This is a genomic window from Bradyrhizobium sp. WSM1743 (assembly GCF_000473065.1).
Classification (GTDB): domain Bacteria; phylum Pseudomonadota; class Alphaproteobacteria; order Rhizobiales; family Xanthobacteraceae; genus Bradyrhizobium.
In genome coordinates, this window is the sequence record NZ_AXAZ01000019.1 from 111296 (window position 1) to 137559 (window position 26264).

Below are 26264 nucleotides of genomic sequence, written 5' to 3' on the forward strand. Positions count from 1 at the left end.
CACCGATGATCTCTCCCTGGAGACAGTGCTCGCGGTTAGGCCGCCCGCCTCAGCGGGTTATCGCGCAGCGATTTAGTGCTCTGGCCCAAAGCCGCCATGCAGCCCCGTCGGCTTCGATGTCGCCTTCCAACAGCAAACCGGACACAACGAACGGACGAGTACGTGCCTTAAATCACCCCCGCCAGCCTTAGCGCCACACCAGCCGCGCAGCTTCCCGCCAGCACCGTCAGCATCCCGAGCTTGAACCGGAAGATCGCAGTCGCCGCCGCGATCGACAGCACGAGCGCCGGCACGTCGACGCTGGTCAGCACCGGCCGGTCGAACGCGAGCGGAAACGCATGCACCGGCACGGTCTCGCGGAACAGCGTGTGCAGCGCGAACCAGATCGAAAGGTTCAGAATCACGCCGACGACGGCGGCGGTGATCGCGCTGAGCGCACCGGCGAGGCCCGTGTTGCCGCGCAGGCGCTCGATGTAGGGGGCGCCTACGAAGATCCAGAGGAAGCAGGGCGTGAAGGTGACCCAGGTCGCGAGCAATCCGCCGAGCGTGGCCGCAAGCATCGGCGACAGCCCGCTGGGGTCGCGATAGGCGGCCATGAAGCCCACGAACTGGAGCACCATGATCAGCGGGCCCGGCGTGGTCTCGGCCATGCCGAGACCGTCGAGCATCTCGTGCGGCTTGAGCCAATGATAGTGCTCGACCGCCTGCTGGGCGACATAGGCCAGCACCGCATAGGCGCCGCCGAAGGTGACGAGCGACATTTTGGAGAAGAACAGTGCGATCTGGCTGAACACATTGGCTTGGCCCAAGACCACCAGCAGCGCGATCACCGGCACCAGCCAGAGCGCCAGCCACACCGCGCCGACGCGGATCGTGCGTGCCGTGTTGGGGCGTACGTGATCGGGCACAGCCTCGCCGAGCATGCTGTCGATCGCGGCGCCGTTGCCGCCATGGCCGTGACCGGCCGGCGCGAACTCCGGACGGCCGGCCCGCGCGCCGGCATAGCCGATGAGGCCGGCGGCGATGATGATGATCGGGAAGGGGACCGCGAAGAAGAAGATGGCGACGAAGGCCGCGGCCGCGAGCGCGATCATGATGCGGTTCTTCAGCGCACGCTTGCCGACGCGGACCACGGCTTCGACGACGATGGCGAGCACGGCGGCTTTCAGTCCGAAGAACAGCGCCTCGACGAAGCTGACATTGCCGAAGGCGGCGTAGATGTAGCTGAGACCCATGATGGCGATGATGCCGGGCAGGATGAACAGCCCGCCTGCCATCAGCCCGCCGGCGGTGCGATGCATCAGCCAGCCGACATAGGTCGCGAGCTGCTGCGCCTCAGGTCCCGGCAGCAGCATGCAGTAATTCAGCGCATGCAGGAAACGGCCTTCGGAGATCCATTTCTTCTCCTCGACCAGGATGCGGTGCATCACTGCGATCTGGCCAGCGGGCCCGCCAAAACTCAAGGACGCGACGCGGAGCCAGACGCGAAAGGCCTCATTGAAGCTGACGCCGTGACCGGCGTCAGCTCCTGCTTGAACGTTACGGGTATCCATTACGCCTTCACCTTGTTGGTCGGCCAGTTGTGGGTCTCGGTGGTGGCGTCGCGGCACCAGCGGTAGAAGGCATCGTAGAGCAACATGCCGGCCTCGAGCTGCTCGAGGTCGTCGTCATACATGCGCGACAGTCCGAGCGAGGCCGCGAGCAGGCCGGGCGCCTCCGGCGCGAGCTCGGGCCGCGCGGTGTCGGCGCCGCGCACGAGCGTCGCCAGCCGGAGCAGGGGCGCCGTCGCTATGCCGAACTCCTCGATCATCACGTCGAAGGTGCAGAGCTCGCCGCGGTGGCTCCAGAACACGTTCTCGATGTCGAAGGGGGCCGCATTGAACCGCTCCCCGACCCCGACCACCTCGGACGGCGCCACATACAGGAACACCGCATTGCGATCGACGAAGCGGCGGATCAGCCACGGGCAGGCGATGCGATCGACCTTGGGCCGCGCCCGCGTGACCCAGACGGTGCGCCCCCTGGCATCGCGCGGCGGCAGCTTGCGGGCGTCGAGCAGCGGCAGCTTGGCCGCCTTCCAGCCCTCGAAGCCGCCCTCCAGCGTCTCGGCCTGCACGCCGAGCTGACGAAGCCAGGCCGCCGTGCCCTGCGCGAGCTTCTCGCCGCGGAAGCAGGAGACGACGACACGGCGGCCGGCAAATGCGCCGCCCCAGTCCGTCACATTGTCGTGGCTGAGCCTGACGGAGCCGGGGATCAGCCGCCGGTCTGCGGCAAAATCCTCCTCTGTCCGAACGTCGATCAGGACAGGCGCGTTCGCCGTTCCGATCAGCCGTGCCATTTTGTCAGATGAAATGGTCGTGAATGTAGACATGATGCGTCCTCGCAAGAACCGAACGGGACGCGATGCTTGGGCCTGTCGCCTCGTGGGGAGATCGCTCAAATCCCCATGATGCAGATTACACCGAAACTAAGAAGCACTGTCAATCGGCGGGACGATTGGACCTTAGAAAATTGGTTCCCGGCGTCTATATTGTACGTCGACAGACCTGAATCTTCTGGAGAATTCGATGCATTCCCATTCCATCGAACAATGGACCCACGACCACGCCTTCCTCGGCGAGAAGCACGACGAGAACGAGCGGCGCACCTGGTTCGTGGTCGTCCTGACGCTGGTCATGATGGTCGGCGAGATCGTTGCCGGCTCGCTGTTCGGCTCGATGGCGCTTCTAGCCGACGGCTGGCACATGGGCACGCATGCGGCGGCGCTCGGCATCGCCGCCTTCGCCTATCGCTTCGCGCGGCGGCATCTGGGGAACGCGCATTTCACCTTCGGGACCGGCAAGTTCGGCGATCTCGCTGCCTTCGCCAGCGCGGTCATCCTCGGCCTGATCGCGGTCGAGATCGCCTATGAGAGCGTGCTGCGGCTGTTCACGCCGGTGCCGATCGTCTATGGCGAGGCGATCGCGGTGGCCGCGCTCGGGCTGTGCGTCAATCTCGCCAGTGTGTGGCTGCTGCGCGACAACCACGATCATCACCATCACGGCCACGATCATGGCCATGCGCATGATGACCATGACGATCACGACCATGATCATCACGGCCATCACCATCATCGCGACAACAATCTCCGCGCGGCCTATGTCCACGTCATGGCAGATGCCGCGACATCGGTGCTGGCGATCGCAGCGCTCGCCGTTGCCATGTATTCGGGCTGGGTCTGGGCCGATCCGGCCGTCGGCCTGATCGGCAGCGCGGTGATTGCGAGCTGGGCGTTCGGCCTGATCAAGTCATCGGGTGCGGTGCTGCTCGACGTGCGCGCCGACGAGAAGCTGGAGCGGGTGATCCGGGCCCGCATGGAGGTTGGCGAGGATCGTGTCACCGATCTGCATCTTTGGCAGGTCGGCCCCGGCCATTGCGCCGTGCTGGTGTCGGTAGTGTCGGACAAGCCGAAGCAGCCCGCCGTCTACAAGAAGCGGCTCGCCGGGCTGAAGGGCCTCAGTCACGTCACGGTCGAAGTCGAGACCTGCCCGCATTGACGGAACCGGAATTCTGCTGCGCGGCCGGGGTTGATCCTCGGTCGCAGCCAGCATGGCGGGAGGAACAATGATGCCCAGGACCACATTCGCGCTCGCCATCGCCACTGGCTCTGTCCGGCCCCGGGGCGCTGGCGCAATCGGAAAAGGCCGGCGTTGAAAAGCTCTATGTGCTGAATTGCGGAGAGGGCACTGCCGGCGACATCTCGCGGTGGACGCCGGGCCTGAACGAAGGCAAGACGATGGATTTCGTCGACACCTGTTATCTGGTCGAGCATGCCAAGGGCTGGTTCCTGTGGGATACCGGAGTTGCCGATTCCGTTGCCGCGATGCCGAACGGTCTCGTGCCCGCCGATCCCAAAGCCGTGACCTGGCGCCGGCCGAAGACGCTGGCCGCCCAGATCGAACAGCTCGGTCTCAAGCCCGCTGACATCAAGGCGATGGCCGTCTCGCATACGCATCCGGATCACACCGGCAATGTCGAGCTGTTCCCGCAGGCGACGCTCTACGTGCAGAAGGCCGAATATGACTGGCCCGGCGCCAACAACGCGCCGCGATTCAAGCCGTCACATCCGGTCGAGCTGCTCGCGGGCGACAAGGATGTCTTTGGCGACGGCAGCGTGACCATCCTGTCGACGCCGGGCCACACGCCGGGACACCAGTCGCTGCTGGTGAAACTGCCGAAGACCGGCGCGGTGGTGCTGTCGGGCGATGCCGTGCACTTCAGGGATAATTGGGACAACCGCCGCGCGCCCAGCATGAACATCGACAAGGACCAGAGCGCGGCCTCGATGCAGAAGATCGCCGACACGCTCGCCAAGGAAAAAGGGCAGCTCTGGATCAATCACGACAAGGCCCAGCGCGACAGCCAGAAGATGGCGCCGGAGTTTTACGACTGACCTTTTCCTAAGGCTGCTGCCATAAGGGTGGCAACAGCATCGTGGTAGGGCCCGCGAAAGCTCCGCGACAGGAGGCGATTGTGGGGGAGTGGGCCGGGGTTGCGATCGCGCTGGCGTCGAGCAGCTTCGGCGGGACTGCTGCGGCCATTACCCGCTATCTCGTCGGCGGTGCCGATCCGATCCTGCTCGCGATCCTGCGTTGGGGGATCGGCTTTCTCTGCTTGTTGCCTTGCGCGCTTCTGCTCGGCGTGCGCTGGCCGCAGCGGCCCGGGGGCAGCGGTGATTCTGCTTGGCATCTGCTTCTTCGGTCTGTTCTTCATCCTCTACAACATCGCGGTCTCCTACACGACCGCCGCGCGTGCCAGCCTTGCGCTGGCGACGTTGCCGCTCCACACCATGGTGGTCGGCGCGCTGCTCGGCGTGGAGCGCCTGACGGCGCGCAAGATCACGGGCGTAGGCGTCGCCGTGCTCGGCGTGGCGGCGGCGCTGGCCGCGGGCCTCGCGCAGAGTCCGCCCGGTGCCTGGCGCGGCGAGTTGATCATGACGTGCGCGGTGTTCTGCATGGCGTTCTACAACGTGCTGTCGCGTCCGCTGATGCAGCGCTCGAGCGCGCTCGGTTTCCTCACCGTTGGCATGGGCGCGGGCGCCATCGTGCTCGTGCTCGCAGGTTTGTTGAAAGGCAGCTTTGCGGCGCTCGGGCACTTCACGCCGGCGCAGTGGATTGCCGGCGTCTATCTCGGGATTGGCGGCGGTGCGCTCGCCTTCATTCTCTGGGTCATGGCGCTGGCGCGGGCGACGCCGACCCGGGTCGCCAATACGATGACGGTCAATCCGATCGCAGCCGCTCTGTTGGCGGCGCTGCTGATCGGCGAGCCGATCACGACAAATCTTCTGGTCGGCTGGTCGCGGTGTTCGCCGGTATCTGGATTGCGACCAGCGAGGGTAAGGCGGCTTAGCTCCGCGGCGCGCTCACCGTCGGCGGGCTCGCGTCCGGCGTCTTCTTCGGTTTCAGCGTGCCGGCATAGAACGAGAGCAGCCACACCAGGAGGAGGGCGAGCAAATAGACGCCCCACGCCTGCGGCGGCGTGGTCGCCCAGCGCAGGAGACCCTTGAGGGTACGGGGCGGGCTGTTGTCTTCGCTCATGGCCCGCTTGTGCGCGAAAGCCGTGGTGCGGTCAATCCGGCCGTGGCTTGGGGTGGATCAGGAACAGCGCCACAAGCGCCGAGAGACTGAGCGCAGACGAGACGATCAGCACCTTGGCGCCCATGAGGTCGATGAGCAGGCCGAAGGCGAGCGGCGCCACCGCCTGCGCCATCCGCGCCGGGGCGCCGATGATGCCGAGGCGGTAGCCGAAATCCTTCGGGCCGAAGATCGACAGCGGCAGCGTGCCGCGCGCGATCGTCAAAATGCCGTTGCCTGAGCCGTGGAACAGCGCAAACGCGCTCGCCGCGGCGCCGCCGAAGATCGCGACGATCACGGCTCCGACCGGATGGGTGAGGCTGGCGAGCCGCGTCGACCACAGCGGATGGAAGCGGCTGAGGAAGCCGGCCTCTAACATGCGTGCACCGACCTGTGCCGGGCCGATCAGTGCGCCGGCAGCGATGGCCTCGGCCGGCGTGGCCCCCGTCGTCTCCAGGATGCGCGGGAAATGCGCGGCCATCGCGCCGGTGACGGTCCAGACCGCGGCGAAGATGAAGGCGAGCAAGAGCATGGTGCGGTCGAGCGGCAAATGTGGCTTCTCGGCCGTGGCCGCCGCTTGCTTGGCGCCCTTGATCGCCGGCAGCATGAAGAAGTTGAGCGGCAGTCCGATCAGGATGTTGGCGGCGGCCCACGCAAAACAGGTGTCGCGCCAGCCGATATGGGCGATGCCCCAGGCGGTGAGCGGCCAGCCCACGGTGGAGGCGAAGCCCGCCATCAGCGTGATGCCGGTGATGGGCCTGCGCGCCTCGGTGCCGTAGATGCGCCCCAAAGCGGCGAAGGCGGCGTCGTAGAGACCCATCGCCATGCCGATGCCGAGCACGAGCCAGGCGATCGCCATCACCGCGATCGATTGCGAGACACCAAGGAGCACCAGGCCGGCGGCAATGGTCAGGTTCGAGGCCGACAGCACCTGACGACCGCCGACGAGATCGATCTGCCGTCCGATGCGCGGGCCGAGCATCGCCGAGATCACCAGCGCCGCCGAAAACGCACCGAAGATCCAGTTGGAGGAGACGCCGAGGTCGCGTGCCATGGGATCGGCAAGCAACGCCGGCAGATAGTAGCTCGAGGCCCAGGCCAGAGTCTCGGTGGTGCCGAGCGCCAGGATGATCGGAAGCTGGCGCTGGGTCATCGGCGCGTGCCTCCGATTCTGGCCGACGAAGTCTTCATCGCCGGCATTTGCCGCCCGCGTGGCAAGTGCGTCAACCGCGCCCGCGACATATTCGATCTGCAAGGAGCGCGAGCCTGGCGCGCATGCCGGCCCTCGCGCCTTTCGCCGGTCACGAATGCACGCCATAATGGCGCATGCATGTCACTTCGCGCCTCTCACTGATGAACTGGGTCACCAGCCAGGGGCTTACGGGCCTGCCTGAACCCGAACTGCTCCGCGGCTTCTGCGAGCGCTGCTGCGCCGAAGGCCTCGACCTGTCGCGCGGGCTGGTCTTCATCGACACGTTGCACCCGATCTATGAGGGCCGCGGCTTTCGCTGGACCGACCGGTCGAGCAACGAGAGCGACATGTTCGAATACGGCTCGACAGCTGAGGGGGATCCGAACAAGAACTGGCGCCGGTCGGTGTTCTATCATTTGCTCGAGCATGGCGAGGACGAGATGGTGATCGATCTCGCCGACGCAGCCACGCTCGATTTTTCGCAGATCGGCGACCTCGCCGAGAAGGGCCATCGGCATTTCCTCGCCTTCGTCCATCGCTTCGGCGAAAGCGGCGCGCTGGGGCAGATGGACTGTCTCTACTCGTACTGGACGACGCGGCGCGAGGACGGCTTCACGCAATCCGAGCTGGCTGCGCTGCGCGATCTCGTGCCGGTGCTGGGGCTCGCGATCAAATCGGCGCAGCAGGTCGACATCGCGCGCACACTCGGCCGCGTCTATCTCGGCCGCGACGCGTCCGAGCAGGTTTTGCGCGGGCGCATCTCGCGCGGCGTCACCGAGCGCATCAACGCGGTGCTGTGGTATTCGGACCTGCGCGGCTCGACCGGCATCAGCGAGAGCATCGGTCCCGACGAGATCATCCCGTTCCTCAACGACTACGCGCAGGCCGTGATCGATCCGATCCACGAAGCCGGCGGCGACGTGCTGAAGCTGATCGGCGATGGCGTGCTCGCGATGTTCTGGGGCGAGGACATGGCGGATGCGCGGCGGGCCGCGTTACGGGCCGAGCACCTGTTCCGCAAGAATGTCGCCGCGCTGAACAAGCGGCGGGCGGCGGAGGGCCGTCCGACCACGTCGGCCTATATCGGCCTGCATGTCGGCGAGGTCTTTTACGGCAATATCGGCAGCGAGGACCGGCTTGATTTCACGGTGGTCGGCCCGACCGTCAACGAGGTCAGCCGCATCGCCTCGATGAGCCGCTCGGTCGACCGCGAGCTGCTGGCCTCATCCGAGTTCTACAAGGGCCTGGATACTGCCGGCCGCCGCTACCTCGTCTCCACCGGCCGCTATGCGCTGCGCGGCGTCGGCCGCGCGCAGGATCTCTACACGCTGGATCCGGAGGTCGACGCGAGCGAGCCGGTCGCGGGGAGCTACGAGCGCTATCTGGCGGGTTAGGCCGGCTGCTCCAGCGCCGCCGCCTCGTCCCCCACCATGTCCGGCTGCCGATCCAGCGCCACTGCCGGTGACAGCAGGATCACCAGCGCCTGCATGCCGAAGACGGCGGCGGCGAGATAGAGGCACGCTTCCGCGCTCCAGAGGCCGCCGACGATCGCGCCCAGCGCCGAGCCGAGCGGACGGGCGCCGTAGCTCATGATGTTGATGGCGGAGACGCGGCCAAGCAGCCGCGGCGGCGTCACGGACTGGCGCAGGGTCGTCGTCGAGATCACCCACAGAATCGGCCCGACGCCGAGCAGGAAGAAGCTCAAGGCTGCGAGCCAGGGCGAGGGGAGCAGCACCGTCAGCGCCATCACCAATGCGGCGACGAAGCCGGTGACAGGGCCTAGTCCGACCACGAGGCCGAACGCGATGCGCTTCATCACCCGCGTGGCGACCAGTGCGCCGATCACCATGCCGACACCGTACATCGTCAGCACCGTGCCGACACCGGCGGCCGTCAGGCCGAGATGACGCACGGCGTAGGGCACGAACACCGCGATCTGCAGGAACCAGCCGGTGTTGAAGATGAACTGGGTGATGAGCACCGGCCGCAGCAGCGGATGGTGAAACACGAAGGCCGCGCCTTCGCGGATCTCCTGAAGCGGATGGCGCCGCGGCGTAGGCGCGCGCGCGGGCTCGTAGATGCCGGAGAGCAGCAATACCGCGATGGCCGAGAGCGCCGCGGCAAAGCCGAACGCCGGGCTCGCGCCCCACCATCCCACCAGCACCCCGCCGAGCGCAGGGCCGCTGGCGAAGGCGATGGTGCGCGCAAGCTCGATGCGGGCATTCGCCGCCGGCAACAGCTCGGAGCTCACCAGCGAGGGCACCAGCGCCGGCGCCGCTACGCTGTAGACGACGGTGCCGCACACCGCCGCGAAGCCGAGCAGGGCCAGCAGCGGCAAGTTGAGGGCCCCCAGCGCCACCAGCAGCACGATGGCGGTGAGCGCGGCCGCCCGCAACGCCTCCGCGCCCGCCATCAGCCAGCGGCGAGAGATGCGGTCGGCCAGCACGCCGGCAGGAATGGCGAACAGGACGAAGGGCAAGGTGAGCGCGGTCTGGAGCAGGCCGGTCTGACCTTCGGCAACGCCCAGCGTCAGCACGGCGACGATGGGCGCTGCGGCGAGCGCGATCTGCTCGGCCGACTGCGCCGCGAGATTCGACCAGGCGAGGCGGTTGAAGGTGTCGGGGAGGCGAGGGGGCGTTGACATGGCTCATTTCCTGCAAAGTCGAGTTGGCGCCAGTATCCGCTTCCACGGACGGCCAAACCCACCCGCTTCCTGACAGGACGGCGGATAACGGCGCATCGGGAACCGATGCGGCTAGATGCAGTTGCAAATGAGTTGCAATAAGCTTCGACTTCGGTATTCTCCTGCCATGGATGCGAGATCGCCTGACCTGACCCAAACCTTGACCCAGGACGCCAGCGGCTGGCGCGCTGATGCGCGCGTCACCAAGAGCCTCGCCGAGGTCAATTCCACAGTCGCGATCCCGGCCGCTGGCCACTGGTTGCGACGGCTGCTGGCCTTCGTCGGTCCCGGCTACCTCGTCTCGGTCGGCTACATGGACCCCGGCAATTGGGCGACCGACCTCGCCGGCGGGTCGAAGTTCGGCTACACGCTGCTCTCCGTCATCCTGCTCTCGAACTTGATGGCGATCCTGCTGCAGTCGCTGGCGGCGCGGCTCGGCATCGTCACCGACCGCGACCTCGCGCAGGCCTGCCGCGCCACCTATTCGCCGGCGGTGAACTTCCTGCTCTGGCTCGCCTGCGAGGCGGCGATCATCGCCTGCGATCTCGCCGAGGTGATCGGCACCGCGATCGCGCTAAAGCTGCTGTTCGGCATTCCGCTGATCGGCGGCGCGCTGCTCGCCGCCCTCGACGCCTTCCTGCTGCTGCTCCTGATGAACCGTGGCTTCCGCTTCCTGGAGGCCTTCGTCATCGCGCTGCTGGCGGTGATCGCGGTCTGCTTCGTGGTCCAGATCGCGGCTGCGGCCCCGCCGGTGGCGGAGGTTCTGCGGGGCTTCGTGCCGAAGAGCGAGATCTTCACCAACTCCGACATGCTCTACATCGCGATCGGCATCATCGGTGCCACGGTGATGCCGCATAATCTCTACCTGCACTCTTCGATCGTGCAGACGCGCGCCTATCAACGCAACGACACCGGCCGGCGCGAAGCGATCAAATGGGCAACGACGGACTCCACCATCGCGCTGATGCTGGCGCTGTTCATCAACGCTGCGATCCTCGTGGTGGCCGCCGCGACCTTCCATAGAAGCGGCCATTCCGACGTCGCCGAGATCGGCCAGGCCTTCGAGCTCTTGTCGCCGCTGCTCGGTCTCGGCATCGCCTCGACGCTGTTCGCGGTCGCGCTGCTTGCCTCCGGCCTGAATTCGACGGTCACCGCGACGCTCGCCGGCCAGATCGTGATGGAGGGCTTTCTCGACCTGCGCCTGCCGAGCTGGGCGCGCCGCCTGCTGACGCGCGGTATCGCCATCATTCCGGTGATCATCGTCACGGCGATCTATGGCGAGCGCGGCACGGCCGATTTGCTGGTGTTCAGCCAGGTCGTGCTGTCGATGCAGCTGCCTTTCGCGGTGATCCCGCTGGTGCGCTTCGTTTCGGACCGGCGCAAGATGGGCAAGTTCGCGATCCCGATGTCCGTTGCCGCGGTCGCGTGGATCGTCGCGGGCATCATCGTGATTTTGAATCTGAAGCTGCTGGCGGATACCTTTTTCGGGTGAGTAGGTCGCTCTGCGGGCGGTTTGGCCTGGGAGCGCGTCTCACACGAACGGATTGGTGATGCGAAGGCCTTCCTTCAAGACCATTCCATGCTGGAAGTCTTCGGATAGCAATGTCTGACATCCTGCGTGGAGCGCAGAGGCGGCGATCATCGCGTCGTATGTCGCCATCCCATAACGTTCAGCAAGACTCAGGCCCGTATCATGAATATCCAACGTGACGGGTTGAATCGTAAGTAGCCCGCGCAACGAGTCCAGGAAGGTGTGTGTCTCCCGCCACGGCAATTGCATTTTCCGTCGGGCTACGTTGGCAAGTTCGTTGAGTACCTGCACGCTGATCACGCCCCCGCCCAAAAGAGCTTGCTCGGCTCGATCAGCCTTCGCCGCGTCGCCTGACAGGAGATAGACGAGGACGTTCGTGTCGAAGAAGCTAGCGGGCATTGGCTTCATCTCTGTCGAACTTGAAGTCGACAGGAAGGCTGCCGCGAAGCGCACGAATACGCTTTAGCAACTCGGCACGGTCCGGCTTGCGCGCCACACCGAACTCCCGCTCCCCAGCAATGTGAATCTCGATTTCGTCGCCTTCCTTCAGCTGAAGCGCCTCGACGACGGTGGCGGGAAGGCGGACTGCAAGACTATTTCCCCACTTGGCGACCTGCATTTGCCCCTCCGTTGGATATACGGATATACATAGGGTAAATATGTATATCTAACGCGCAGGATGTCAAGGTCGATACCAGCAACCGTGCGGCGCCTGCGGGCGTGGCTGCTAGCAGAGCCCGCTCAGATGCCTGAACTTCCAGAGCGATGGCACATCCTGCGGATTGGTCTTGGGCACGTAACCGCGCAGCGTGGCTTTTGGTCCCTTTGCCTTGCTTTCATCGAAGCCGCACGAAGTCGGGCCATCGTAGATGCTGACCGTCACGTAGTAGAAATCGCGCAGGACCTTCTCGATTTTGGCTTCAGACTCGATGTCTGAATTTGGGCGTTTCCACGAATGGATGATCTTCCGTCCCGGTTCAGGCTTGTCGAACAGGGGAACGTCGGGGGAGAACAGATCGGCGACTTCGCCAACCTTATTGGTCTGCTGCGCATAGTCCTTGAGGAACTTGAGAAGCTTGGCAGGAGGCGATTTGGCCTCGACGCAGCTTCCGTAATAGTCCTTGAAGCCTGCATCGCAGGCGTGGGCATCGGCTGTTGCAACCGAAGCCAGGAACGATCCGAGGAGAGTCTCGACGCTGAAACGGCGCAAAGTTGCACCTGCGCGCCGAGCGAGACGCAGGAACATCGCTCCCTAATCCTGCGGCTCGGACGCCGTGTCGCCCTGCGCGTCGATGCGCAGCCAGCCTGAGGGGGCAAGGCGCTGCTGCGGCAGGAAGCGGGCCTTGTAGTCCATCTTCTTGGAGCCTTCGATCCAGTAGCCGAGATAGACGTAAGGCAGGCCCTGACGTCGCGCACGCGCGATGTGGTCGAGGATCATGAAGGTGCCCATCGAGCGGCTGACCTGGCTCGGCTCGAAGAACGAATAGACCATCGACAGGCCGTCGCTGAGCACGTCGGTGAGCGCCACCGCGATCAGCTCCTCGCCGCGGCCGGTGAGGCCGCTGTCGGGACCGCGCTTGCGGTACTCGATGATGCGGGTCTCGACATGGCTGTCCTCGACCATCATGGCGTAGTCGAGCACCGTCATGTCGGCCATGCCGCCGTGGCGGTGGCGGGCGTCGAGATAGGCGCGGAACACCGAATATTGCTCGGAGGTCGGCACCGCACTGCGCTGCTCGCCGATGATGTCGGCATTGCGCGCCATGACTTTCCGGAAGCTGCGGGAGGGCCGGAACTCGTTGGCGATGACCCGGACCGAGACGCAGGCGCGGCACTGGTCGCAGGCCGGCCGGTAGGCGATCGACTGGCTGCGGCGGAAGCCGCCATGGGTCAGGAGGTCATTGAGGTCGCCGGCCCGGTCCCCGACGAGATGCGTGAACACCTTGCGCTCATGGCGTCCCGGCAAGTACGGGCAGGGCGATGGCGCCGTGAGGTAAAATTGGGGGGTGTCGCGCGAATGTTGGGTCAAGGGACGTCGTGGGCCTCCGAAACGGGCATCAGCATCGCGCTCCAGAAGCCCCCGGTCAATCGGTTAGCTCACCACGTCCGCGCCGCCTGGGGTGCGGGTATGCGAACCGAATTGTTGATCACGACCGTTCCCAGCACGAAATCGTGCAGGAGGCGACGGCGGCCGTTGAACAGGCCGACCAGAACCACGAAAGGCGACAGGAAGGAGACCGTGACCCAGAACAGCACGGCATGGGTGGCGCCGAGCACGAAGTAGCCGGGCGCGCCGTACCAGGTGCGCAATTCCAGGTCCATCAGGCGCATGCCGACCGTGGCGGAGGACGGGCCGCCGATGCTGGCGCCGTAATAGACGATGGCCCAGATCACGGAGGCCGGCCATGCGATCCAGAACAGCGCCCAGCCGAGGCCGAGGGTGACGACGCCGAACAATGCGATGAAGATGTAGCCGAGGATCACCGGGACCGAGATCACGACCATGTCGATCAGGAAGGCAAACACCCGCCGCGTCGCCACGCCGCGGAACAGTTCCGGATGCAGGTAAGGATCGTAGGCGTGGGGCTGCACCCCGCCGTCATTGCGCCAGGTGTTGCCCGAATCCGAATACGACATCGTCCGTCCTCCAACGGGAAAGCTTCCGAGGCAGGACATGGGTACAAGCCATCCCGATGCCAAGGACGCTTTGGCATTAACAAGCCGAAATATTCCGGCGATTCGGGGGCGGGGACCGGCGCGGTAGCGGTGGGCAGAGCGCGGCGGTACCGGTACCCATCATCGTCGCGCTTGCGATGTGCGCGCAACCCGCCCTCGTGTCCCGGACAAGCGCCGCGAAGCGGTGCGCAGAGCCGGGACCCACAGGCCACAAGCGAGATCGCGGTGAGATGGGCCCCGGCTCTGCAACGCATCACGTCGCAAGTGCGCCGTGCTGCATTGCGTCCGGGGCATGGGAGGACGGATAGAGTGGACGAAGCACCTCATCCCTGCGCGCGCAGCTTCTCCGCCGCCTTCGGCGCAAAATAGCTCAGCACACCGTCGGCGCCGGCGCGCTTGAAGGCGAGCAGGCTCTCCATCATGGCGCGTTCGCCGTCGAGCCAGCCATTGTTGGCGGCGGCGGCGATCATCGCGTATTCGCCGGAGACCTGGTAGGCGAAGGTCGGCATCGCAAACGTGTCCTTCACGCGGCGGACAACGTCGAGATAGGGCATGCCGGGCTTCACCATCACCATGTCGGCGCCCTCGGCGATGTCGAGCTCGACCTCGCGCAGCGCTTCATCGGTGTTGGCGCTGTCCATCTGGTAGGTGCGCTTGTCGCCGGTCAGTGTCTTGGCCGAGCCGATGGCGTCGCGGAACGGTCCGTAGAAAGCGGAGGCGTATTTGGCCGCATAGGCCATGATCTGCACATCGAGCAGACCTGAGCGATCCAGCGCCTCGCGGATCGCGCCGACGCGGCCGTCCATCATGTCGGAGGGTGCGATGATGTCGCAGCCGGCTTCGGCCTGCACCAGCGCCTGACGCACCAGCACGGCAACGGTCTCGTCGTTCAGGATCTTGCCGTCGGAAATCAGACCGTCATGGCCGTGGCTGGTGAAGGGATCGAGCGCGACGTCGCAGAGGATGCCGATCTCCGGAAACTCCTTCTTGATCGCGCGCACGGCCTGACAGACCAGGTTGTTCGGATTGGTGGCTTCCGAGCCTTCCTCGTCGCGCAAGGACGGGTCGGTGTAGGGAAACAGCGCGATGCAGGGGATGGTCAGTTTCATCGCGCGCTCGGCCTCGCGCACGGCCTGGTCGACGCTGAGGCGGTCGATGCCCGGCATCGAGGCGACCTGCTCACGCTTGTTCTGGCCGTCGATCAGGAACAGCGGCCAGATCAGGTTGTCGGTGGTGAGGACGTTCTCGCGCACCATCCGCCGGGCCCATTCGGCCTTGCGGTTGCGGCGCGGGCGGACGGTCAGATCGAGGGCAGGGGAGGCCGCTCCACCATCCCGGCGCGAAACCTCGCGCAATTCGATCGGACGTCCGTATTTGATCGCCATCACTCTTCCTCCGGCTGGAATTATTCTTATACCAGCTCGCATGGTTCCCGTCACCGCGGCTTGACCTGCCGCAAGGGATGGCAGCCGATTGATTTTGCGGGCCGAAGCAGCCAGAAGGGGCCATGTCCGAAATCTCCACCCGCGATGCGGCCCGCGACAGCGCCAGAGACGCTGCCCGAGACAATGCCAGAGAAAGTGCATTGTCGGTGGCGGCGATCTCCTCGGAGCGCTCAGAGTCCGACAACAATGTCTGGACCCGCCGGCTGGTGCTGTTCCTGCGGGTGATGGCGCTGCTCGCGATCCTCAAGGGTCTTTATCACTGGGCGCAGGTCACGGGCTTTGTCGGCGGCGAAGACGAGGCATTCGAGAACCAGTCGATGGCCTGGCAGGCCGCAACCGTCTACTTCGCAGTAATCGAGCTCGTCGCCGCCGTCGGCCTGTGGCTCGCGACGCCCTGGGGCGCGGTGGTGTGGCTGACGACCGTGGTGTCGATGGCCGTGATCGAGCTGATGTTCCCGGGAATTTACGGCGGCAGCCTCGTCGTGGTCGGCGTCGAGGTCTTCATGCTTGCCGCCTATCTGGCGCTCGCCTGGATGGCCGCGCGCGAACGGCCGCCGTAGGCTACACCTTCGATCCGAATTGTTCTCGTGCCCCGGACGCAGCACAGCGCGCCCCTGGCGATGCGAAGCATCGTCCAGTGCGGCGTGATGCGTTGCAGAGCCGGGGCCCATCTTTCCGCGATCTCGCTTGTGGCTTTCTAGGTCCCCGCTCTGCGCTCCGCTTCGCTGCGCTTGTCCGGGACAGGAGATTGTTGCGCTTGGTTGACCGTTGGTTGCCTAAAATTCGCGGTAAGTTTTCATTGACCAGCCGGTTCCGCCACAGCCGATACGCGCTCGTTTCGAAATGGGGCGGGCTGTTCTGGAATGCGACAACAGCGGCGGACGGAGGGTGAACAGGACCTTGCGAAGGTCAACAGACGGTTGCGAAAAGTGCTTGTGGCACAGGCTTAATGCGCAATTCACTGTCTTAAATTCATGATCTCTTTATTCTCTTATTTAAGCCGATCTTCAAACGCGCCCCTTAAGTTGCACCTATCAGACGGGACACAAGTTTCGTCGAATAAGTGTCGATAAAAACGACAACAGGGGAAGTGTCATGATGAAAGCCGTCGCAACTGCGGCAGATACCGCAGAGCGCGTCTCCGGCCAGCAGGGTTCGGTGCAGTCGCTCTATCTGGAAGCTTTGACTCTGGTGGAGCGGCTGCATCGCCGGCTCCTCGACGTCATCAAGGATGAATTCGATCGCCGCGGCCGTGCGGACATCAACTCGGTCCAGGCACTCTTGCTCTACAACATCGGCGACAAGGAGCTGACCGCGGGCGAGCTGCGCACGCGCGGTTACTATCTCGGCTCCAACGTCTCCTACAATCTGAAGAAGCTCGTCGAGCTCGGCTTCCTCGATCATCAGCGCTCACGCGTCGATCGCCGCTCGGTGCGCATCCGCCTGACCCCGCAGGGCCAGGAAGTCCGCCGCATCGTCGATGCGCTCTACCAGAAGCACGTCAAGACGGTGGAGCAGGTCGGCGGCATCTCCGGCGACGAGTTTGCGACCCTCAACAAGTCGCTGCACCGCCTCGAGCGGTTCTGGACCGACCAGATCCTCTATCGCCTCTGAGTTTCGAAAAGGGATCAAGGCCAAGCCGGCCCGCACAAGACCGGCAGCCCTCCCGAACGTGGCTGACTTCCCCAAGCGCGCCGGTCCGGAGTTGCCCCGGACCGGTGCGTTTTGTGTTTTTGCACCTGCGAAAAAATTCGCGACTGCGAGGAACCAGTTCCGGGCTCGGCGCTTATCTCCTTCGGATCGGAGAAACGTCGATGCTGGTCGAGCGCGGGCTTCAGTCGATGAACGTGGAACTCGTAAGCGAAGCCTACGCCATTGCCGCGAACTTCCTTCGCCGCTCCGGCGCGAATCCCGGACTCTCTGGTCACCGACGAACCCCTGCTTGGCCTGATCGCCAAGCTGCTCCAGCAAGGCGAATTCAACAGAATCAGGTTGGCCAATAAGGCAATCGCCAAGTTCCAGCAGACCGAGGCCAGAGCGGTTGCCTGATCAAGACTCCCAAAATAGCGATAGACCAGAGGGTGCCATGGAAGCCGCCATCGACCGCATCATGCAGACCTATGACCTGCTCGCCAACCGCACCGCGGCGGCCAGCGAGGAGGCGCGTGTCAAGGTCACGAACTACCTCAACATCCTGATGGAAGCCGGCGAGACGGACCCGCACAGGTTGACGGTGTGCGGCCTGACTTACCTGCGCCAGCTCGACGGCAGCGTGGACCCCGTGAAGGCGGGGTATACCGGGCTGTGAAACGACGTCGGCTCCGCCCAGTGGAGCTGTCAGGGCCCTAGTCCAGTTATTGCAGAGGAGCGGTTCCATAGAACCGCTCCCGGTCTGAAAACCTCCAATCCCCACCATATCTTGCATAAATATCAGGCCCGACCCGCAAATGCTTGGCCTGTTGCGGCCGATGTGGTAGATCGCGCGTGCTTCCGATCGCCACACCAGACCCGCCCGTAGCCCGCCAAAAGGCTGCGGCGGTGGAGATATTCGCAAGATGACCCTCGCAAAAACCGCCTCCGCGCCCGATTCGTTTTTCACCGCCTCGCTCAACCAGGCCGATCCGGAAATCGCCGCCGCCATCAAGGGCGAGCTCGGCCGGCAGCGCCACGAGGTCGAGCTGATCGCCTCCGAGAACATCGTCAGCCGGGCCGTGCTGGAAGCGCAGGGTTCGGTGATGACCAACAAATACGCGGAAGGTTATCCGGGCGCGCGTTACTACGGCGGTTGTGAGTGGGTCGACGTCGCCGAGAACCTCGCGATCGATCGCGCCAAGAAGCTGTTCGGTGCGAACTTCGCAAACGTGCAGCCGAACTCCGGCAGCCAGATGAACCAGGCGGTGTTCCTGGCACTGCTGCAGCCCGGCGACACCTTCATGGGCCTCGACCTCGCGGCCGGCGGCCATCTCACCCACGGCTCGCCCGTCAACATGAGCGGCAAGTGGTTCAAGGCCGCGCACTACACCGTACGCCGCGAAGACCAGATCATCGACATGGACGCGGTCCAGAAGCAGGCCGAAGAGGTCAGGCCGAAGCTGATCGTCGCGGGCGGCTCCGCCTATTCGCGCGCCTGGGACTTCAAGCGTTTCCGCGAGATCGCGGATAGCGTCGGTGCGTACCTCCTGGTCGACATGGCGCATTTCGCCGGGCTCGTCGCCGGCGGCGTGCATGCTTCGCCGGTGCCGTACGCGCACGTCACCACGACGACGACGCACAAGTCGCTGCGCGGTCCGCGCGGCGGCCTGATGCTGTGGAATGACGAGACGCTGACCAAGAAGCTCAACTCGGCGATCTTCCCGGGCCTCCAGGGCGGTCCTTTGATGCACGTGATTGCGGCGAAGGCCATTGCCTTTGGCGAGGCGCTGCGGCCGGACTTCAAGGTCTATGCCAAGAACGTCGTCGAGAACGCCAAGGCGCTCGCCGAGGCGATGAAGAGCCACGGGTTCGATATCGTCTCGGGCGGCACCGACAACCATCTGATGCTGGTCGATCTCAGGCCGAAGGGCCTGAAGGGCAACGTCTCGGAGAAGGCGCTGGTCCGCGCCGCCATCACCTGCAACAAGAACGGCATCCCGTTCGACCCCGAAAAGCCCTTCGTCACCTCGGGCCTGCGTCTCGGCACTCCGGCCGCGACCACCCGCGGTTTCGGCGTTGCTGAATTCCAGCAGGTCGCCGGCATGATCGCCGAGGTTCTCAACGCGATCGCGCAGTCCTCCGACGGCAAGGCGCCGCTGGTGGAAGCTGCGATCAAGGAACGGGTCAAGGCGCTCACCGACCGGTTCCCGATCTACCAGTAAGGCCAAGGCAAACTGAACAAGGCAAGCGGATGCGGTGCCCGAACTGCAACAGTCTCGATACGCAGGTAAAGGACTCGCGTCCGACCGAGGACTCGTCGGTGATCCGTAGGCGCCGCGTGTGCGTCGCCTGCAATTTCCGCTTTACCACTTTCGAGCGCGTGCAGCTGCGCGAGCTCACGGTGATCAAGCGCAACGGCCGCCGCGTGCCGTTCGATCGCGACAAGCTGATGCGTTCGGTGCAGATCTCACTTCGCAAGCGGCAGGTCGAGCCGGAGCGGGTCGAGAAGATGGTCTCCACCATCGTGCGCGAGCTCGAGACCGGGGGTGAGGCCGAGATCTCCTCGGAGGTGATCGGTGAGACCGTGATGGAGCATCTGCGCACGCTCGACGACGTCGCCTATGTGCGCTTTGCCTCGGTCTACCGCAATTTCCGCGAGGCCAAGGATTTCGCCGACGTGCTCGGCGAGCTTTCCGGCGAGGAGGAAGCGCGGCTCGCCGCGATCCGCAAATGATCTTCCGCATCCTGGAAGATCAGTTCGCGCAGAAGGCCCGCGAGGCCAAAGAGGCCGATCTCCGCTTCATGCAGCTGGCGCTGGCGCTGGGTAAGCGCGGGCAGGGGCGGACCTGGCCTAATCCGGCCGTGGGCGCCGTCATCGTCAAGGACGGGGTCATCGTCGGCCGCGGCTGGACGCAGCCCGGTGGACGGCCGCACGGTGAGCCTGAGGCGCTGCGGCGCGCAGGCGAGGGGGCGCGGGGCGCCACGCTCTATGTCACGCTGGAGCCATGCTCGCATTTCGGCAAGTCGCCGCCTTGCGCCGATGCGGTGATCGCCGCCGGCATCAAGCGGGTGGTGGCGGCGATCGAGGATCCCAATCCGGAAGTCGCAGGGGAGGGCCATGCGCGCCTGCGCGCCGCAGGGATCACGGTGGACGTCGGTCTTTGCGCGGCGGAGGCCGCGTTCGATCATGCCGGGCATTTCCGCCGTATCCGGGACAAGCGTCCGCATGTGATCCTGAAGCTCGCGGTCTCGCCTGACGGCAAGATCGGCGCGGCCGGCGGCAAGCCAGTCGCGATCACGGGGGAGGCCGTGCGGGATCGCGTGCACCTCTTGCGCGCGCAGAGCGATGCCATCCTGGTCGGGATCGGCACGGTGCTGGCGGACGATCCGCTTCTCACCTGCCGCTTGCCGGGCATGGCGGCGCGCTCGCCGGTGCGTGTGGTGCTCGACCAGAGCCTGCGGATTCCCGCATCGAGCCAGCTCCTGCGCTCCGCGCGCGAGACGCCGCTCTGGGTTGTTGGTTCTAAGCTCGCCGAGGCTGCTGCTGCCATGCGGCTTGGCGCGGCCGGTGCGCAAATGTTGCGCGTGCCTCCGGGCGGTGCATCCGGGCTCGATCTGCCGGCCGTGCTGCATGCGCTGGCCGAGAAGGGCATCACGCGGCTGATGGTCGAGGGTGGCAGCCGTATTGCGGCGTCCTTCGTCGCGGCCGATCTCGTTGACGAGATCTGGCTGTTCCGCGGCGCGGAAGCGGTCGGCGAGGGCGGTGTCGATGCGCTCGATGCATTGCCCCTGTCGAAAATCACGCAGTCGCCGGCCTACAAGGTTCATGCTAGCGAGACCTTCGGCAAGGATACTCTCACCATCTACGAGCGCGCCTAATGTTCACCGGCATTGTCACCGATATCGGCGAGATCGTCAGCTTCACGCCAACGGCGCAGGGGCAGCTGCACCGCCTGCGCATCGCCTGCCGCTACGATCAGAGCACGATCGCGGACGGCGCCTCGATCGCCTGCAACGGCGTCTGTCTGACCGTGGTCGCCTCGGGCGTTGCGGACGGCAGGGACTCTAAGCAAAGCACCTGGTTCGACGTCGATGCCGCGGCCGAGACGCTGGCGCTGACGACGGCAAAGCACTGGAAGGTGGGGACGAAGCTCAACCTCGAGCGTGCGCTGAAGATCGGCGACGAGCTCGGCGGCCATATCGTCGCCGGCCATGCCGACGGCATCGCCACCATCGTCAGCCGCGAGGACCTGCCCGACATGGCGCGGTTCGTGCTCTCGACGACGCGGGAGCTGGCGCGGTTCATCGCCACCAAGGGCTCGATCACGCTCGACGGCGTCTCGCTGACGGTCAATACGGTTGCAGACGTGACCTTTTCGGTGCTGATCATTCCGCACACGCTTGATGTCACGACGATCGGCGGCTGGAAGGCGGGGCATGAGGTCAATATCGAGGTCGACCTGATGGCCCGCTACGCGGCGCGGCTGACGGAAATGACGGCGTAGCCGTCATTCCGGGATGGTCCGGAGGACCAGACCCGGAATCTCGAGATTCCGCGTTCGATGCTTCGCATTGCCCCGGAATGACAGTTTCTAACTTGGCTTACATGCTTCCGGCGACTACATAGCGCCGACCCCTTTCGAAACGGATTGAACGATGGCAGACGCGCGGCGCGCACCTCTGAAGGACCAGACCGACATTTCCGGCGCACGTGCGTTGATTGTCGAGGCGCGGTTCTATGACGATCTCCAGGACGCGCTTCTCGAAGGCGCGGTGGCCGAGCTGAAGGCGGCTGGTCTGACGCATGACGTCATCACGGTTCCCGGTGCGCTGGAAATCCCGGCGGCGGTCGCCATCGCGGTCGATGCCGCGGCGGCGAACGGCAAGCCCTATGACGCGGTGATCGCGCTTGGCTGCATCATCCGCGGCGACACCATCCACTTCGAGATCGTGTCGCAGGAATCCTCGCGCGCGCTGATGGACCTTGCGGTGGCGCGCAAGCTGCCGCTCGGCAACGGCATCCTGACCGTCAACAATGAAGACCAGGCCTGGGCGCGGGCGCGCGCCAGCGAGCTCAACAAGGGCGGCGATGCCGCGCGCGCCGCGCTGGCGATGCTGCGCATCAAACGCCGCCTGGCACGGGCCTGACGCCATGGCCGACAACAGCAAGAAGCCGGCTGGCAATCCAGAGAAGAAGGCAAACCGGCGCGGTGCGGCGCGGCTCGCCGCCGTGCAGGCGCTGTACCAGATGGACATCGCCGGCGCCGGCATCAACGATATCTTCGCCGAGTTCGAGAGCCATTGGCTCGGCAATGAGGTCGAGGGCGACACGTACCTGCCGGCCGAAGCGGCCTTCTTCCGCGACGTCGTCTCGGGCGTGGTGCGTGACCAGAAGAAGCTCGATCCGCTGATCGATGAGGCGCTGTCGAAGGGCTGGCCGTTGAAGCGGATCGAAGCCATCCTGCGCGCGGTGTTGCGCGCGGGAGCCTATGAGCTCCAGCATCGCAAGGACGTGCCGGGCCGGGTTGTCGTCTCGGAATATGTCGATGTCGCCAATGCCTTCGTCGATCGCGAGGAGACCGGCATGGTCAACGCCGTACTCGACCAGATCGGCCGGCAGTTTCGTGGCGACGAGTTCGGACGGGGGTAATGATCGCCGAGGGCGGTGACTTGATGCGAGACGGCTGCCCCATATTCCGCTGTCATCACCCGCGAAGGCGGGTGATCCAGTACGCCGCGGCCTCTCGATTCCACGTAAGCGTCTCTGGAATACTGGATCGCCCGGTCAAGCCGGGCGATGACAGCGGTGGATGTGGCTGACGCCGATGGCAAACACGCAAAATCCCTCCGCCGAAGACTCCCTCATCGCGCGCTATTTCAAGCCGCTGGCGACCGATCCCGGCGCGTTCGGGCTGGTCGATGACGCTGCGATCCTGTGCTCATCCGGCGACGACATCGTCGTCACCACCGATGCCGTCGTCGAGGGCGTGCATTATCTTTCCGACGATCCCCCTGATACCATCGCGCGCAAGGCGCTGCGGGTGAACCTGTCCGATCTCGCCGCCAAGGGCGCGCTGCCTGCCGGCTTCGTGCTGACACTGGCATTGCGCAGCCAAGAGGATGCCTGGCTCCGTCCCTTTGCGGACGCGCTGGGCGAGGATGCAAAGACCTTCGCTTGTCCTCTGCTCGGCGGTGACACGGTGTCGACTCCGGGCCCGCAGATGATCTCGATCACGGCCTTCGGCCGTGTGCCTCGGGGACGGATGATTGGACGCACCGGCGCAAGGCCGGGCGACCGCATCCTGGTGACGGGGACGATCGGCGACGCCGCTCTCGGCCTCGACGTGCTCAGCGGCGGCGCCGCTGCCGGCGCGCTGACATCCGATCCCGCTGCACGGGATTTTCTGGTCTCACGCTATCGGGTGCCGCAGCCGCGCAACGCGCTGGCACGGGCCGTGTGCGATCATGCGACCGCTGCGATGGACGTCTCCGACGGCCTCGCTGGCGATCTGACCAAGCTCTGCGCAGCGTCCGGGGTCTCGGCTTCGGTCGACGTGACAAGCGTGCCACTCTCGGCCGCGGCGGCCGGCCTGCTCGCCCGCAATGTCGTTTGCGTCGAGGCGCTGCTTGCGGGAGGCGATGACTACGAGGTGCTGTGCACCGTCCCGCCCGCCCAAAGCGATGCGCTGATTGCCGCGGGGCAGGCCATGGGCGTTGCCGTGACCGCGATCGGTGCGATCGTGGAGGCTCACGAGCGGCCGCGCTTCCTGGACGGGCAGGGCCAGGAACTGCTCTTGACGCGGCTGTCCTACAGCCACTTCTAGGAATTGCTCAAAACCGGCATCTTAGTTCGCAGCACTTGGTCCTAAATACCTGCCGAGATCGGCGTTTTCGGCCTTATCCGGCGTTGCACCCTCAATTTGATTTTGGCAAGCTCGCAACCGACTGAGGCCGCCCCTTAGGGCAAGGGGGCGGCTTTGTTCAAAATCAAGGCGCCGCACCGCACGACGGACAACAAAAGGCGCCGGGGGTACATCAAGGATCTGAGGCAAAAATCACATGACAGCATTATGGTTGATAGTGCTCTGCGGAGTGCTTTCCGTCGTCTACGCGATTTGGGCGACGTCTTCGGTGTTGGGCGCGGATGCGGGGTCGCCGCGCATGCAGGAGATCGCAGGAGCCGTGCGTGAAGGCGCACAGGCCTATCTGCGGCGCCAGTACACCACGATCGGTCTCGTCGGCATCGTCATCTTCGTGCTGCTTGCCTATTTCCTCGGGGTCTATGTCGCGATCGGTTTTGCCATCGGCGCCGTCCTGTCGGGAGCGGCCGGTTTCATCGGCATGAACGTCTCGGTCCGCGCCAATGTGCGCACGGCCCAGGCCGCAACGGCGTCGCTTGCCGGCGGCCTCGAGCTCGCCTTCAAGGCGGGTGCCATCACCGGGCTTCTGGTGGCCGGCCTCGCGCTGCTGGGCGTGACCCTCTATTTCGGCTTCCTGGTCCACTCGCTGAAGCTCGCGCCCGACAGCCGCACCGTGGTCGACGCCATGGTGGCACTCGGCTTCGGCGCCTCGCTGATCTCGATCTTCGCCCGTCTCGGCGGCGGCATCTTCACCAAGGGTGCTGATGTCGGCGGCGACCTCGTCGGCAAGGTCGAGGCCGGCATTCCCGAGGACGATCCGCGCAACCCCGCGACCATCGCCGACAACGTCGGTGACAATGTCGGCGACTGCGCCGGCATGGCCGCCGACCTGTTCGAGACCTACGCGGTGACCGCGGTTGCCACGATGGTGCTGGCGGCAATCTTCTTCGCCAAGACGCCGATCCTCGCCAACATGATGACGCTGCCGCTCGCGATCGGCGGCATCTGCATCATCACCTCGATCATCGGCACCTTCTTCGTCAAGCTCGGGCCGAGCCAGTCGATCATGGGCGCGCTCTATAAAGGCCTGATCGCGACCGGCATCCTGTCGCTGATCGGCATCGCGCTGGTGATCTATTACCTGATCGGCTTCGGCAAGCTCGAGGGCGTCGACTACACCGGCATGGCGCTGTTCGAATGCGGCGTGGTCGGCCTCGTCGTCACCGCGCTGATCATCTGGATCACCGAATACTACACCGGCACCGACTACCGTCCGGTGAAGTCGATCGCGCAGGCCTCGGTCACCGGTCACGGCACCAACGTGATCCAGGGTCTCGCCGTCTCGATGGAAGCGACCGCGCTGCCCGCGATCGTGATCATCGCCGGCATCCTCGTCACCTACAGCCTCGCCGGCCTGTTCGGCATCGCGATCGCGACTGCCACCATGCTGGCGCTGGCCGGCATGATCGTCGCGCTCGATGCCTTCGGCCCCGTCACCGACAATGCCGGCGGCATCGCCGAGATGGCGGGCCTGCCGAAGGAGGTGCGCAAATCGACCGATGCGCTCGACGCGGTCGGCAACACCACCAAGGCGGTGACCAAGGGCTACGCGATCGGCTCCGCCGGCCTCGGCGCTCTGGTGCTGTTCGCGGCCTACAACCAGGACCTCAAGTTCTTCGTTGCCGACTCCGCGCACCACACCTACTTCGCCGGCGTCAATCCGGACTTCTCGCTCAACAACCCCTACGTGGTGGTGGGCCTCTTGTTCGGCGGCCTGTTGCCATATCTGTTCGGCGCGCTGGGCATGACCGCGGTCGGCCGCGCGGCTGGCGCGATCGTCGAGGAGGTGCGGCGTCAGTTCCGCGAAAAGCCGGGCATCATGCAAGGCACCGACAAGCCCGACTACGGCAAGGCGGTCGACCTGCTGACCCGTGCCGCGATCAAGGAGATGATCATCCCCTCGCTGCTCCCGGTATTGTCTCCGATCGTCGTCTACTTCCTGATCTATGCGATCGCGGGCGGCGGCGCGGCCGGCAAGTCGGCGGCGTTCTCCGCCGTCGGTGCCATGCTGCTCGGCGTGATCGTGACCGGTCTGTTCGTCGCGATCTCGATGACCTCGGGCGGCGGTGCCTGGGACAACGCCAAGAAGTACATCGAGGACGGCCATTTCGGCGGCAAGGGCTCCGATGCCCACAAGTCCGCCGTCACCGGTGACACCGTCGGCGATCCCTACAAGGACACGGCGGGTCCCGCGGTGAACCCGATGATCAAGATCACCAACATCGTGGCCCTTCTGCTGCTGGCGATCCTGGCGCACTGAGCGGCGAGCAGAGGTGCAAGATCACCCCGCGGCGAAAGCCGCGGGGCTTTTTGTGTGTGCCGAGTATGAACGACAGCTTGGAGGTGGAAGTCCTCTATCCAGCCTGATGACGGCGAAGGATTAGCGAAGCGCAAGGGCGTCATCGCGAGATGGGGTCTGAAGACAGCGCGGGGCAAAGCCGCGACCCGATGGACAAGAACCGGATAACGAGGCCTACCCGGCCGGACGAGCAAGCACATGATTGCGAAGTCCATGGTCATCAAGGGTCGGGGTGGTAAATCCGGCGGGCGTGCGGTGAAGGCGGTCGGTCTTA

General features: G+C 65.2%; 25 protein-coding genes and 3 pseudogenes. 17 read left to right on the forward strand and 11 right to left on the reverse strand.

Annotated elements, in window-relative coordinates; genetic code table 11:
* Nucleotides 1-167 precede the first annotated feature (167 nt).
* Together chrA and YU9_RS0115545 are read right to left on the reverse strand one after the other, a co-directional pair.
* Nucleotides 168-1553, reverse strand: a complete 1386-nt coding sequence (gene chrA / locus YU9_RS0115540; protein WP_027573674.1) for a chromate efflux transporter — start codon at nucleotides 1551-1553, stop codon at nucleotides 168-170.
* On the reverse strand, nucleotides 1553-2371 hold the full coding sequence (locus YU9_RS0115545) for a chromate resistance protein ChrB domain-containing protein (RefSeq protein ID WP_027573675.1): 819 nt from the start codon (nucleotides 2369-2371) through the stop codon (nucleotides 1553-1555). Before YU9_RS0115545 ends, chrA begins: the two co-directional genes overlap by 1 nt.
* A gap of 196 nt (nucleotides 2372-2567) precedes the next feature.
* Between YU9_RS0115545 and dmeF the strand changes: the two genes are divergently transcribed.
* The 3 genes and pseudogenes from dmeF (at nucleotide 2568) to YU9_RS41530 (ending at nucleotide 5388) form a co-directional block, all read left to right on the forward strand.
* Nucleotides 2568-3536, forward strand: coding sequence for a CDF family Co(II)/Ni(II) efflux transporter DmeF (dmeF, locus tag YU9_RS0115550; protein ID WP_027573676.1), 969 nt, complete (start codon nucleotides 2568-2570; stop codon nucleotides 3534-3536).
* 67 nt (nucleotides 3537-3603) lie between these two features.
* A pseudogene (locus tag YU9_RS41525) lies at nucleotides 3604-4432 on the forward strand (N-acyl homoserine lactonase family protein).
* 80 nt (nucleotides 4433-4512) lie between these two features.
* Nucleotides 4513-5388 (forward strand): annotated as a pseudogene (locus tag YU9_RS41530) (DMT family transporter).
* Here the strand turns inward: YU9_RS41530 and YU9_RS0115565 are convergent.
* A complete protein-coding gene (locus tag YU9_RS0115565) occupies nucleotides 5385-5576 on the reverse strand; it encodes a hypothetical protein (RefSeq protein WP_027573677.1) in 192 nt (63 codons plus the stop codon). The pseudogene YU9_RS41530 and the gene YU9_RS0115565 sit on opposite strands and share 4 nt — an antisense overlap.
* Before the next feature lie 31 nt (nucleotides 5577-5607).
* On the reverse strand, nucleotides 5608-6765 hold the full coding sequence (locus YU9_RS0115570; protein WP_027573678.1) for an MFS transporter: 1158 nt from the start codon (nucleotides 6763-6765) through the stop codon (nucleotides 5608-5610).
* Nucleotides 6766-6938: 173 nt separating this feature from the next.
* On the opposite strand from YU9_RS0115570, the gene YU9_RS0115575 reads away from it, so the two are divergent.
* Nucleotides 6939-8198, forward strand: coding sequence for an adenylate/guanylate cyclase domain-containing protein (locus YU9_RS0115575; RefSeq protein ID WP_027573679.1), 1260 nt, complete (start codon nucleotides 6939-6941; stop codon nucleotides 8196-8198).
* Here the strand turns inward: YU9_RS0115575 and YU9_RS0115580 are convergent.
* Nucleotides 8195-9448, reverse strand: coding sequence for an MFS transporter (locus YU9_RS0115580; RefSeq protein ID WP_027573680.1), 1254 nt, complete (start codon nucleotides 9446-9448; stop codon nucleotides 8195-8197). The two genes, YU9_RS0115575 and YU9_RS0115580, sit on opposite strands and share 4 nt — an antisense overlap.
* A 166-nt stretch (nucleotides 9449-9614) precedes the next feature.
* Between YU9_RS0115580 and YU9_RS0115585 the strand changes: the two genes are divergently transcribed.
* Nucleotides 9615-10979 carry an Nramp family divalent metal transporter gene (locus tag YU9_RS0115585; RefSeq protein ID WP_027573681.1) on the forward strand — a complete coding sequence of 455 codons (1365 nt, stop codon included), beginning with the start codon at nucleotides 9615-9617 and terminating at the stop codon, nucleotides 10977-10979.
* Nucleotides 10980-11018: 39 nt separating this feature from the next.
* On the opposite strand, the gene YU9_RS0115590 is transcribed toward YU9_RS0115585, so the two are convergent.
* From YU9_RS0115590 to hemB, 6 genes are all read right to left on the reverse strand, one after another.
* On the reverse strand, nucleotides 11019-11417 hold the full coding sequence (locus YU9_RS0115590) for a PIN domain-containing protein (protein ID WP_027573682.1): 399 nt from the start codon (nucleotides 11415-11417) through the stop codon (nucleotides 11019-11021).
* Nucleotides 11407-11637: an AbrB/MazE/SpoVT family DNA-binding domain-containing protein gene (locus tag YU9_RS0115595; protein WP_027573683.1), complete on the reverse strand. Its 231-nt coding sequence runs from the start codon at nucleotides 11635-11637 to the stop codon at nucleotides 11407-11409. Before YU9_RS0115595 ends, YU9_RS0115590 begins: the two co-directional genes overlap by 11 nt.
* A gap of 108 nt (nucleotides 11638-11745) precedes the next feature.
* A complete protein-coding gene (locus tag YU9_RS0115600; RefSeq protein ID WP_156951908.1) occupies nucleotides 11746-12264 on the reverse strand; it encodes a hypothetical protein in 519 nt (172 codons plus the stop codon).
* A 6-nt stretch (nucleotides 12265-12270) separates the two neighbouring features.
* Nucleotides 12271-13047 (reverse strand): arginyltransferase, encoded by a 777-nt coding sequence (locus tag YU9_RS0115605; RefSeq protein ID WP_027573685.1) that lies wholly within the window; start codon nucleotides 13045-13047, stop codon nucleotides 12271-12273.
* A 68-nt stretch (nucleotides 13048-13115) separates the two neighbouring features.
* Entirely contained in the window at nucleotides 13116-13655 is a 540-nt protein-coding gene (locus YU9_RS0115610) for an RDD family protein (RefSeq protein ID WP_027573686.1), read from the reverse strand.
* Nucleotides 13656-14017: 362 nt separating this feature from the next.
* The gene (gene hemB / locus YU9_RS0115615) at nucleotides 14018-15079 is read right to left on the reverse strand and encodes a porphobilinogen synthase (RefSeq protein WP_027573687.1); all 1062 of its coding nucleotides are present in this window, start codon (nucleotides 15077-15079) and stop codon (nucleotides 14018-14020) included.
* A 122-nt stretch (nucleotides 15080-15201) separates the two neighbouring features.
* Here hemB and YU9_RS0115620 point away from each other — a divergent pair, with 122 nt between their 5' ends.
* From YU9_RS0115620 to YU9_RS0115675, 12 genes and pseudogenes are all read left to right on the forward strand, one after another.
* On the forward strand, nucleotides 15202-15699 hold the full coding sequence (locus YU9_RS0115620) for a DUF6163 family protein (protein ID WP_027573688.1): 498 nt from the start codon (nucleotides 15202-15204) through the stop codon (nucleotides 15697-15699).
* A 535-nt stretch (nucleotides 15700-16234) separates the two neighbouring features.
* Entirely contained in the window at nucleotides 16235-16753 is a 519-nt protein-coding gene (ldtR, locus tag YU9_RS0115625) for a transcriptional regulator LdtR (protein WP_025036696.1), read from the forward strand.
* 200 nt (nucleotides 16754-16953) lie between these two features.
* A pseudogene (locus YU9_RS49910) lies at nucleotides 16954-17188 on the forward strand (hypothetical protein).
* Nucleotides 17189-17225: 37 nt separating this feature from the next.
* Complete coding sequence (locus YU9_RS0115635) at nucleotides 17226-17447, forward strand: hypothetical protein (protein WP_027573689.1); 222 nt, start codon at nucleotides 17226-17228, stop codon at nucleotides 17445-17447.
* A 247-nt stretch (nucleotides 17448-17694) separates the two neighbouring features.
* On the forward strand, nucleotides 17695-18993 hold the full coding sequence (glyA, locus tag YU9_RS0115640; protein WP_027573690.1) for a serine hydroxymethyltransferase: 1299 nt from the start codon (nucleotides 17695-17697) through the stop codon (nucleotides 18991-18993).
* A gap of 29 nt (nucleotides 18994-19022) precedes the next feature.
* The gene (gene nrdR / locus YU9_RS0115645; protein ID WP_011087793.1) at nucleotides 19023-19505 is read left to right on the forward strand and encodes a transcriptional regulator NrdR; all 483 of its coding nucleotides are present in this window, start codon (nucleotides 19023-19025) and stop codon (nucleotides 19503-19505) included.
* Nucleotides 19502-20650 (forward strand): bifunctional diaminohydroxyphosphoribosylaminopyrimidine deaminase/5-amino-6-(5-phosphoribosylamino)uracil reductase RibD, encoded by a 1149-nt coding sequence (gene ribD / locus YU9_RS0115650; protein WP_027573691.1) that lies wholly within the window; start codon nucleotides 19502-19504, stop codon nucleotides 20648-20650. The genes nrdR and ribD overlap by 4 nt, the downstream gene beginning before the upstream one ends.
* Nucleotides 20650-21276 carry a riboflavin synthase gene (locus YU9_RS0115655; protein ID WP_027573692.1) on the forward strand — a complete coding sequence of 209 codons (627 nt, stop codon included), beginning with the start codon at nucleotides 20650-20652 and terminating at the stop codon, nucleotides 21274-21276. Before ribD ends, YU9_RS0115655 begins: the two co-directional genes overlap by 1 nt.
* A 151-nt stretch (nucleotides 21277-21427) precedes the next feature.
* Nucleotides 21428-21919, forward strand: a complete 492-nt coding sequence (gene ribH / locus YU9_RS0115660; protein WP_027573693.1) for a 6,7-dimethyl-8-ribityllumazine synthase — start codon at nucleotides 21428-21430, stop codon at nucleotides 21917-21919.
* Nucleotides 21920-21923: 4 nt separating this feature from the next.
* Nucleotides 21924-22421: a transcription antitermination factor NusB gene (gene nusB, locus YU9_RS0115665; protein ID WP_027573694.1), complete on the forward strand. Its 498-nt coding sequence runs from the start codon at nucleotides 21924-21926 to the stop codon at nucleotides 22419-22421.
* Between the two features lie 175 nt (nucleotides 22422-22596).
* On the forward strand, nucleotides 22597-23595 hold the full coding sequence (thiL, locus tag YU9_RS0115670; protein WP_027573695.1) for a thiamine-phosphate kinase: 999 nt from the start codon (nucleotides 22597-22599) through the stop codon (nucleotides 23593-23595).
* Between the two features lie 235 nt (nucleotides 23596-23830).
* Nucleotides 23831-25951, forward strand: a complete 2121-nt coding sequence (locus YU9_RS0115675) for a sodium-translocating pyrophosphatase (protein WP_027573696.1) — start codon at nucleotides 23831-23833, stop codon at nucleotides 25949-25951.
* The last annotated feature ends 313 nt before the right edge of the window (nucleotides 25952-26264 follow it).

Coding starts and splice junctions, on each gene's coding strand:
- chrA (WP_027573674.1), bottom strand. CDS start 1,553: ATGGATACCCGTAACGTTCAAGCAGGAGCTGACGCCGGTCACGGCGTC.
- YU9_RS0115545 (WP_027573675.1), bottom strand. CDS start 2,371: ATGTCTACATTCACGACCATTTCATCTGACAAAATGGCACGGCTGATC.
- dmeF (WP_027573676.1), top strand. CDS start 2,568: ATGCATTCCCATTCCATCGAACAATGGACCCACGACCACGCCTTCCTC.
- YU9_RS0115565 (WP_027573677.1), bottom strand. CDS start 5,576: ATGAGCGAAGACAACAGCCCGCCCCGTACCCTCAAGGGTCTCCTGCGC.
- YU9_RS0115570 (WP_027573678.1), bottom strand. CDS start 6,765: ATGACCCAGCGCCAGCTTCCGATCATCCTGGCGCTCGGCACCACCGAG.
- YU9_RS0115575 (WP_027573679.1), top strand. CDS start 6,939: ATGCATGTCACTTCGCGCCTCTCACTGATGAACTGGGTCACCAGCCAG.
- YU9_RS0115580 (WP_027573680.1), bottom strand. CDS start 9,448: ATGTCAACGCCCCCTCGCCTCCCCGACACCTTCAACCGCCTCGCCTGG.
- YU9_RS0115585 (WP_027573681.1), top strand. CDS start 9,615: ATGGATGCGAGATCGCCTGACCTGACCCAAACCTTGACCCAGGACGCC.
- YU9_RS0115590 (WP_027573682.1), bottom strand. CDS start 11,417: ATGCCCGCTAGCTTCTTCGACACGAACGTCCTCGTCTATCTCCTGTCA.
- YU9_RS0115595 (WP_027573683.1), bottom strand. CDS start 11,637: ATGCAGGTCGCCAAGTGGGGAAATAGTCTTGCAGTCCGCCTTCCCGCC.
- YU9_RS0115600 (WP_156951908.1), bottom strand. CDS start 12,264: ATGTTCCTGCGTCTCGCTCGGCGCGCAGGTGCAACTTTGCGCCGTTTC.
- YU9_RS0115610 (WP_027573686.1), bottom strand. CDS start 13,655: ATGTCGTATTCGGATTCGGGCAACACCTGGCGCAATGACGGCGGGGTG.
- hemB (WP_027573687.1), bottom strand. CDS start 15,079: ATGGCGATCAAATACGGACGTCCGATCGAATTGCGCGAGGTTTCGCGC.
- YU9_RS0115620 (WP_027573688.1), top strand. CDS start 15,202: ATGTCCGAAATCTCCACCCGCGATGCGGCCCGCGACAGCGCCAGAGAC.
- ldtR (WP_025036696.1), top strand. CDS start 16,235: ATGATGAAAGCCGTCGCAACTGCGGCAGATACCGCAGAGCGCGTCTCC.
- YU9_RS0115635 (WP_027573689.1), top strand. CDS start 17,226: ATGGAAGCCGCCATCGACCGCATCATGCAGACCTATGACCTGCTCGCC.
- glyA (WP_027573690.1), top strand. CDS start 17,695: ATGACCCTCGCAAAAACCGCCTCCGCGCCCGATTCGTTTTTCACCGCC.
- nrdR (WP_011087793.1), top strand. CDS start 19,023: ATGCGGTGCCCGAACTGCAACAGTCTCGATACGCAGGTAAAGGACTCG.
- ribD (WP_027573691.1), top strand. CDS start 19,502: ATGATCTTCCGCATCCTGGAAGATCAGTTCGCGCAGAAGGCCCGCGAG.
- YU9_RS0115655 (WP_027573692.1), top strand. CDS start 20,650: ATGTTCACCGGCATTGTCACCGATATCGGCGAGATCGTCAGCTTCACG.
- ribH (WP_027573693.1), top strand. CDS start 21,428: ATGGCAGACGCGCGGCGCGCACCTCTGAAGGACCAGACCGACATTTCC.
- nusB (WP_027573694.1), top strand. CDS start 21,924: ATGGCCGACAACAGCAAGAAGCCGGCTGGCAATCCAGAGAAGAAGGCA.
- thiL (WP_027573695.1), top strand. CDS start 22,597: ATGGCAAACACGCAAAATCCCTCCGCCGAAGACTCCCTCATCGCGCGC.
- YU9_RS0115675 (WP_027573696.1), top strand. CDS start 23,831: ATGACAGCATTATGGTTGATAGTGCTCTGCGGAGTGCTTTCCGTCGTC.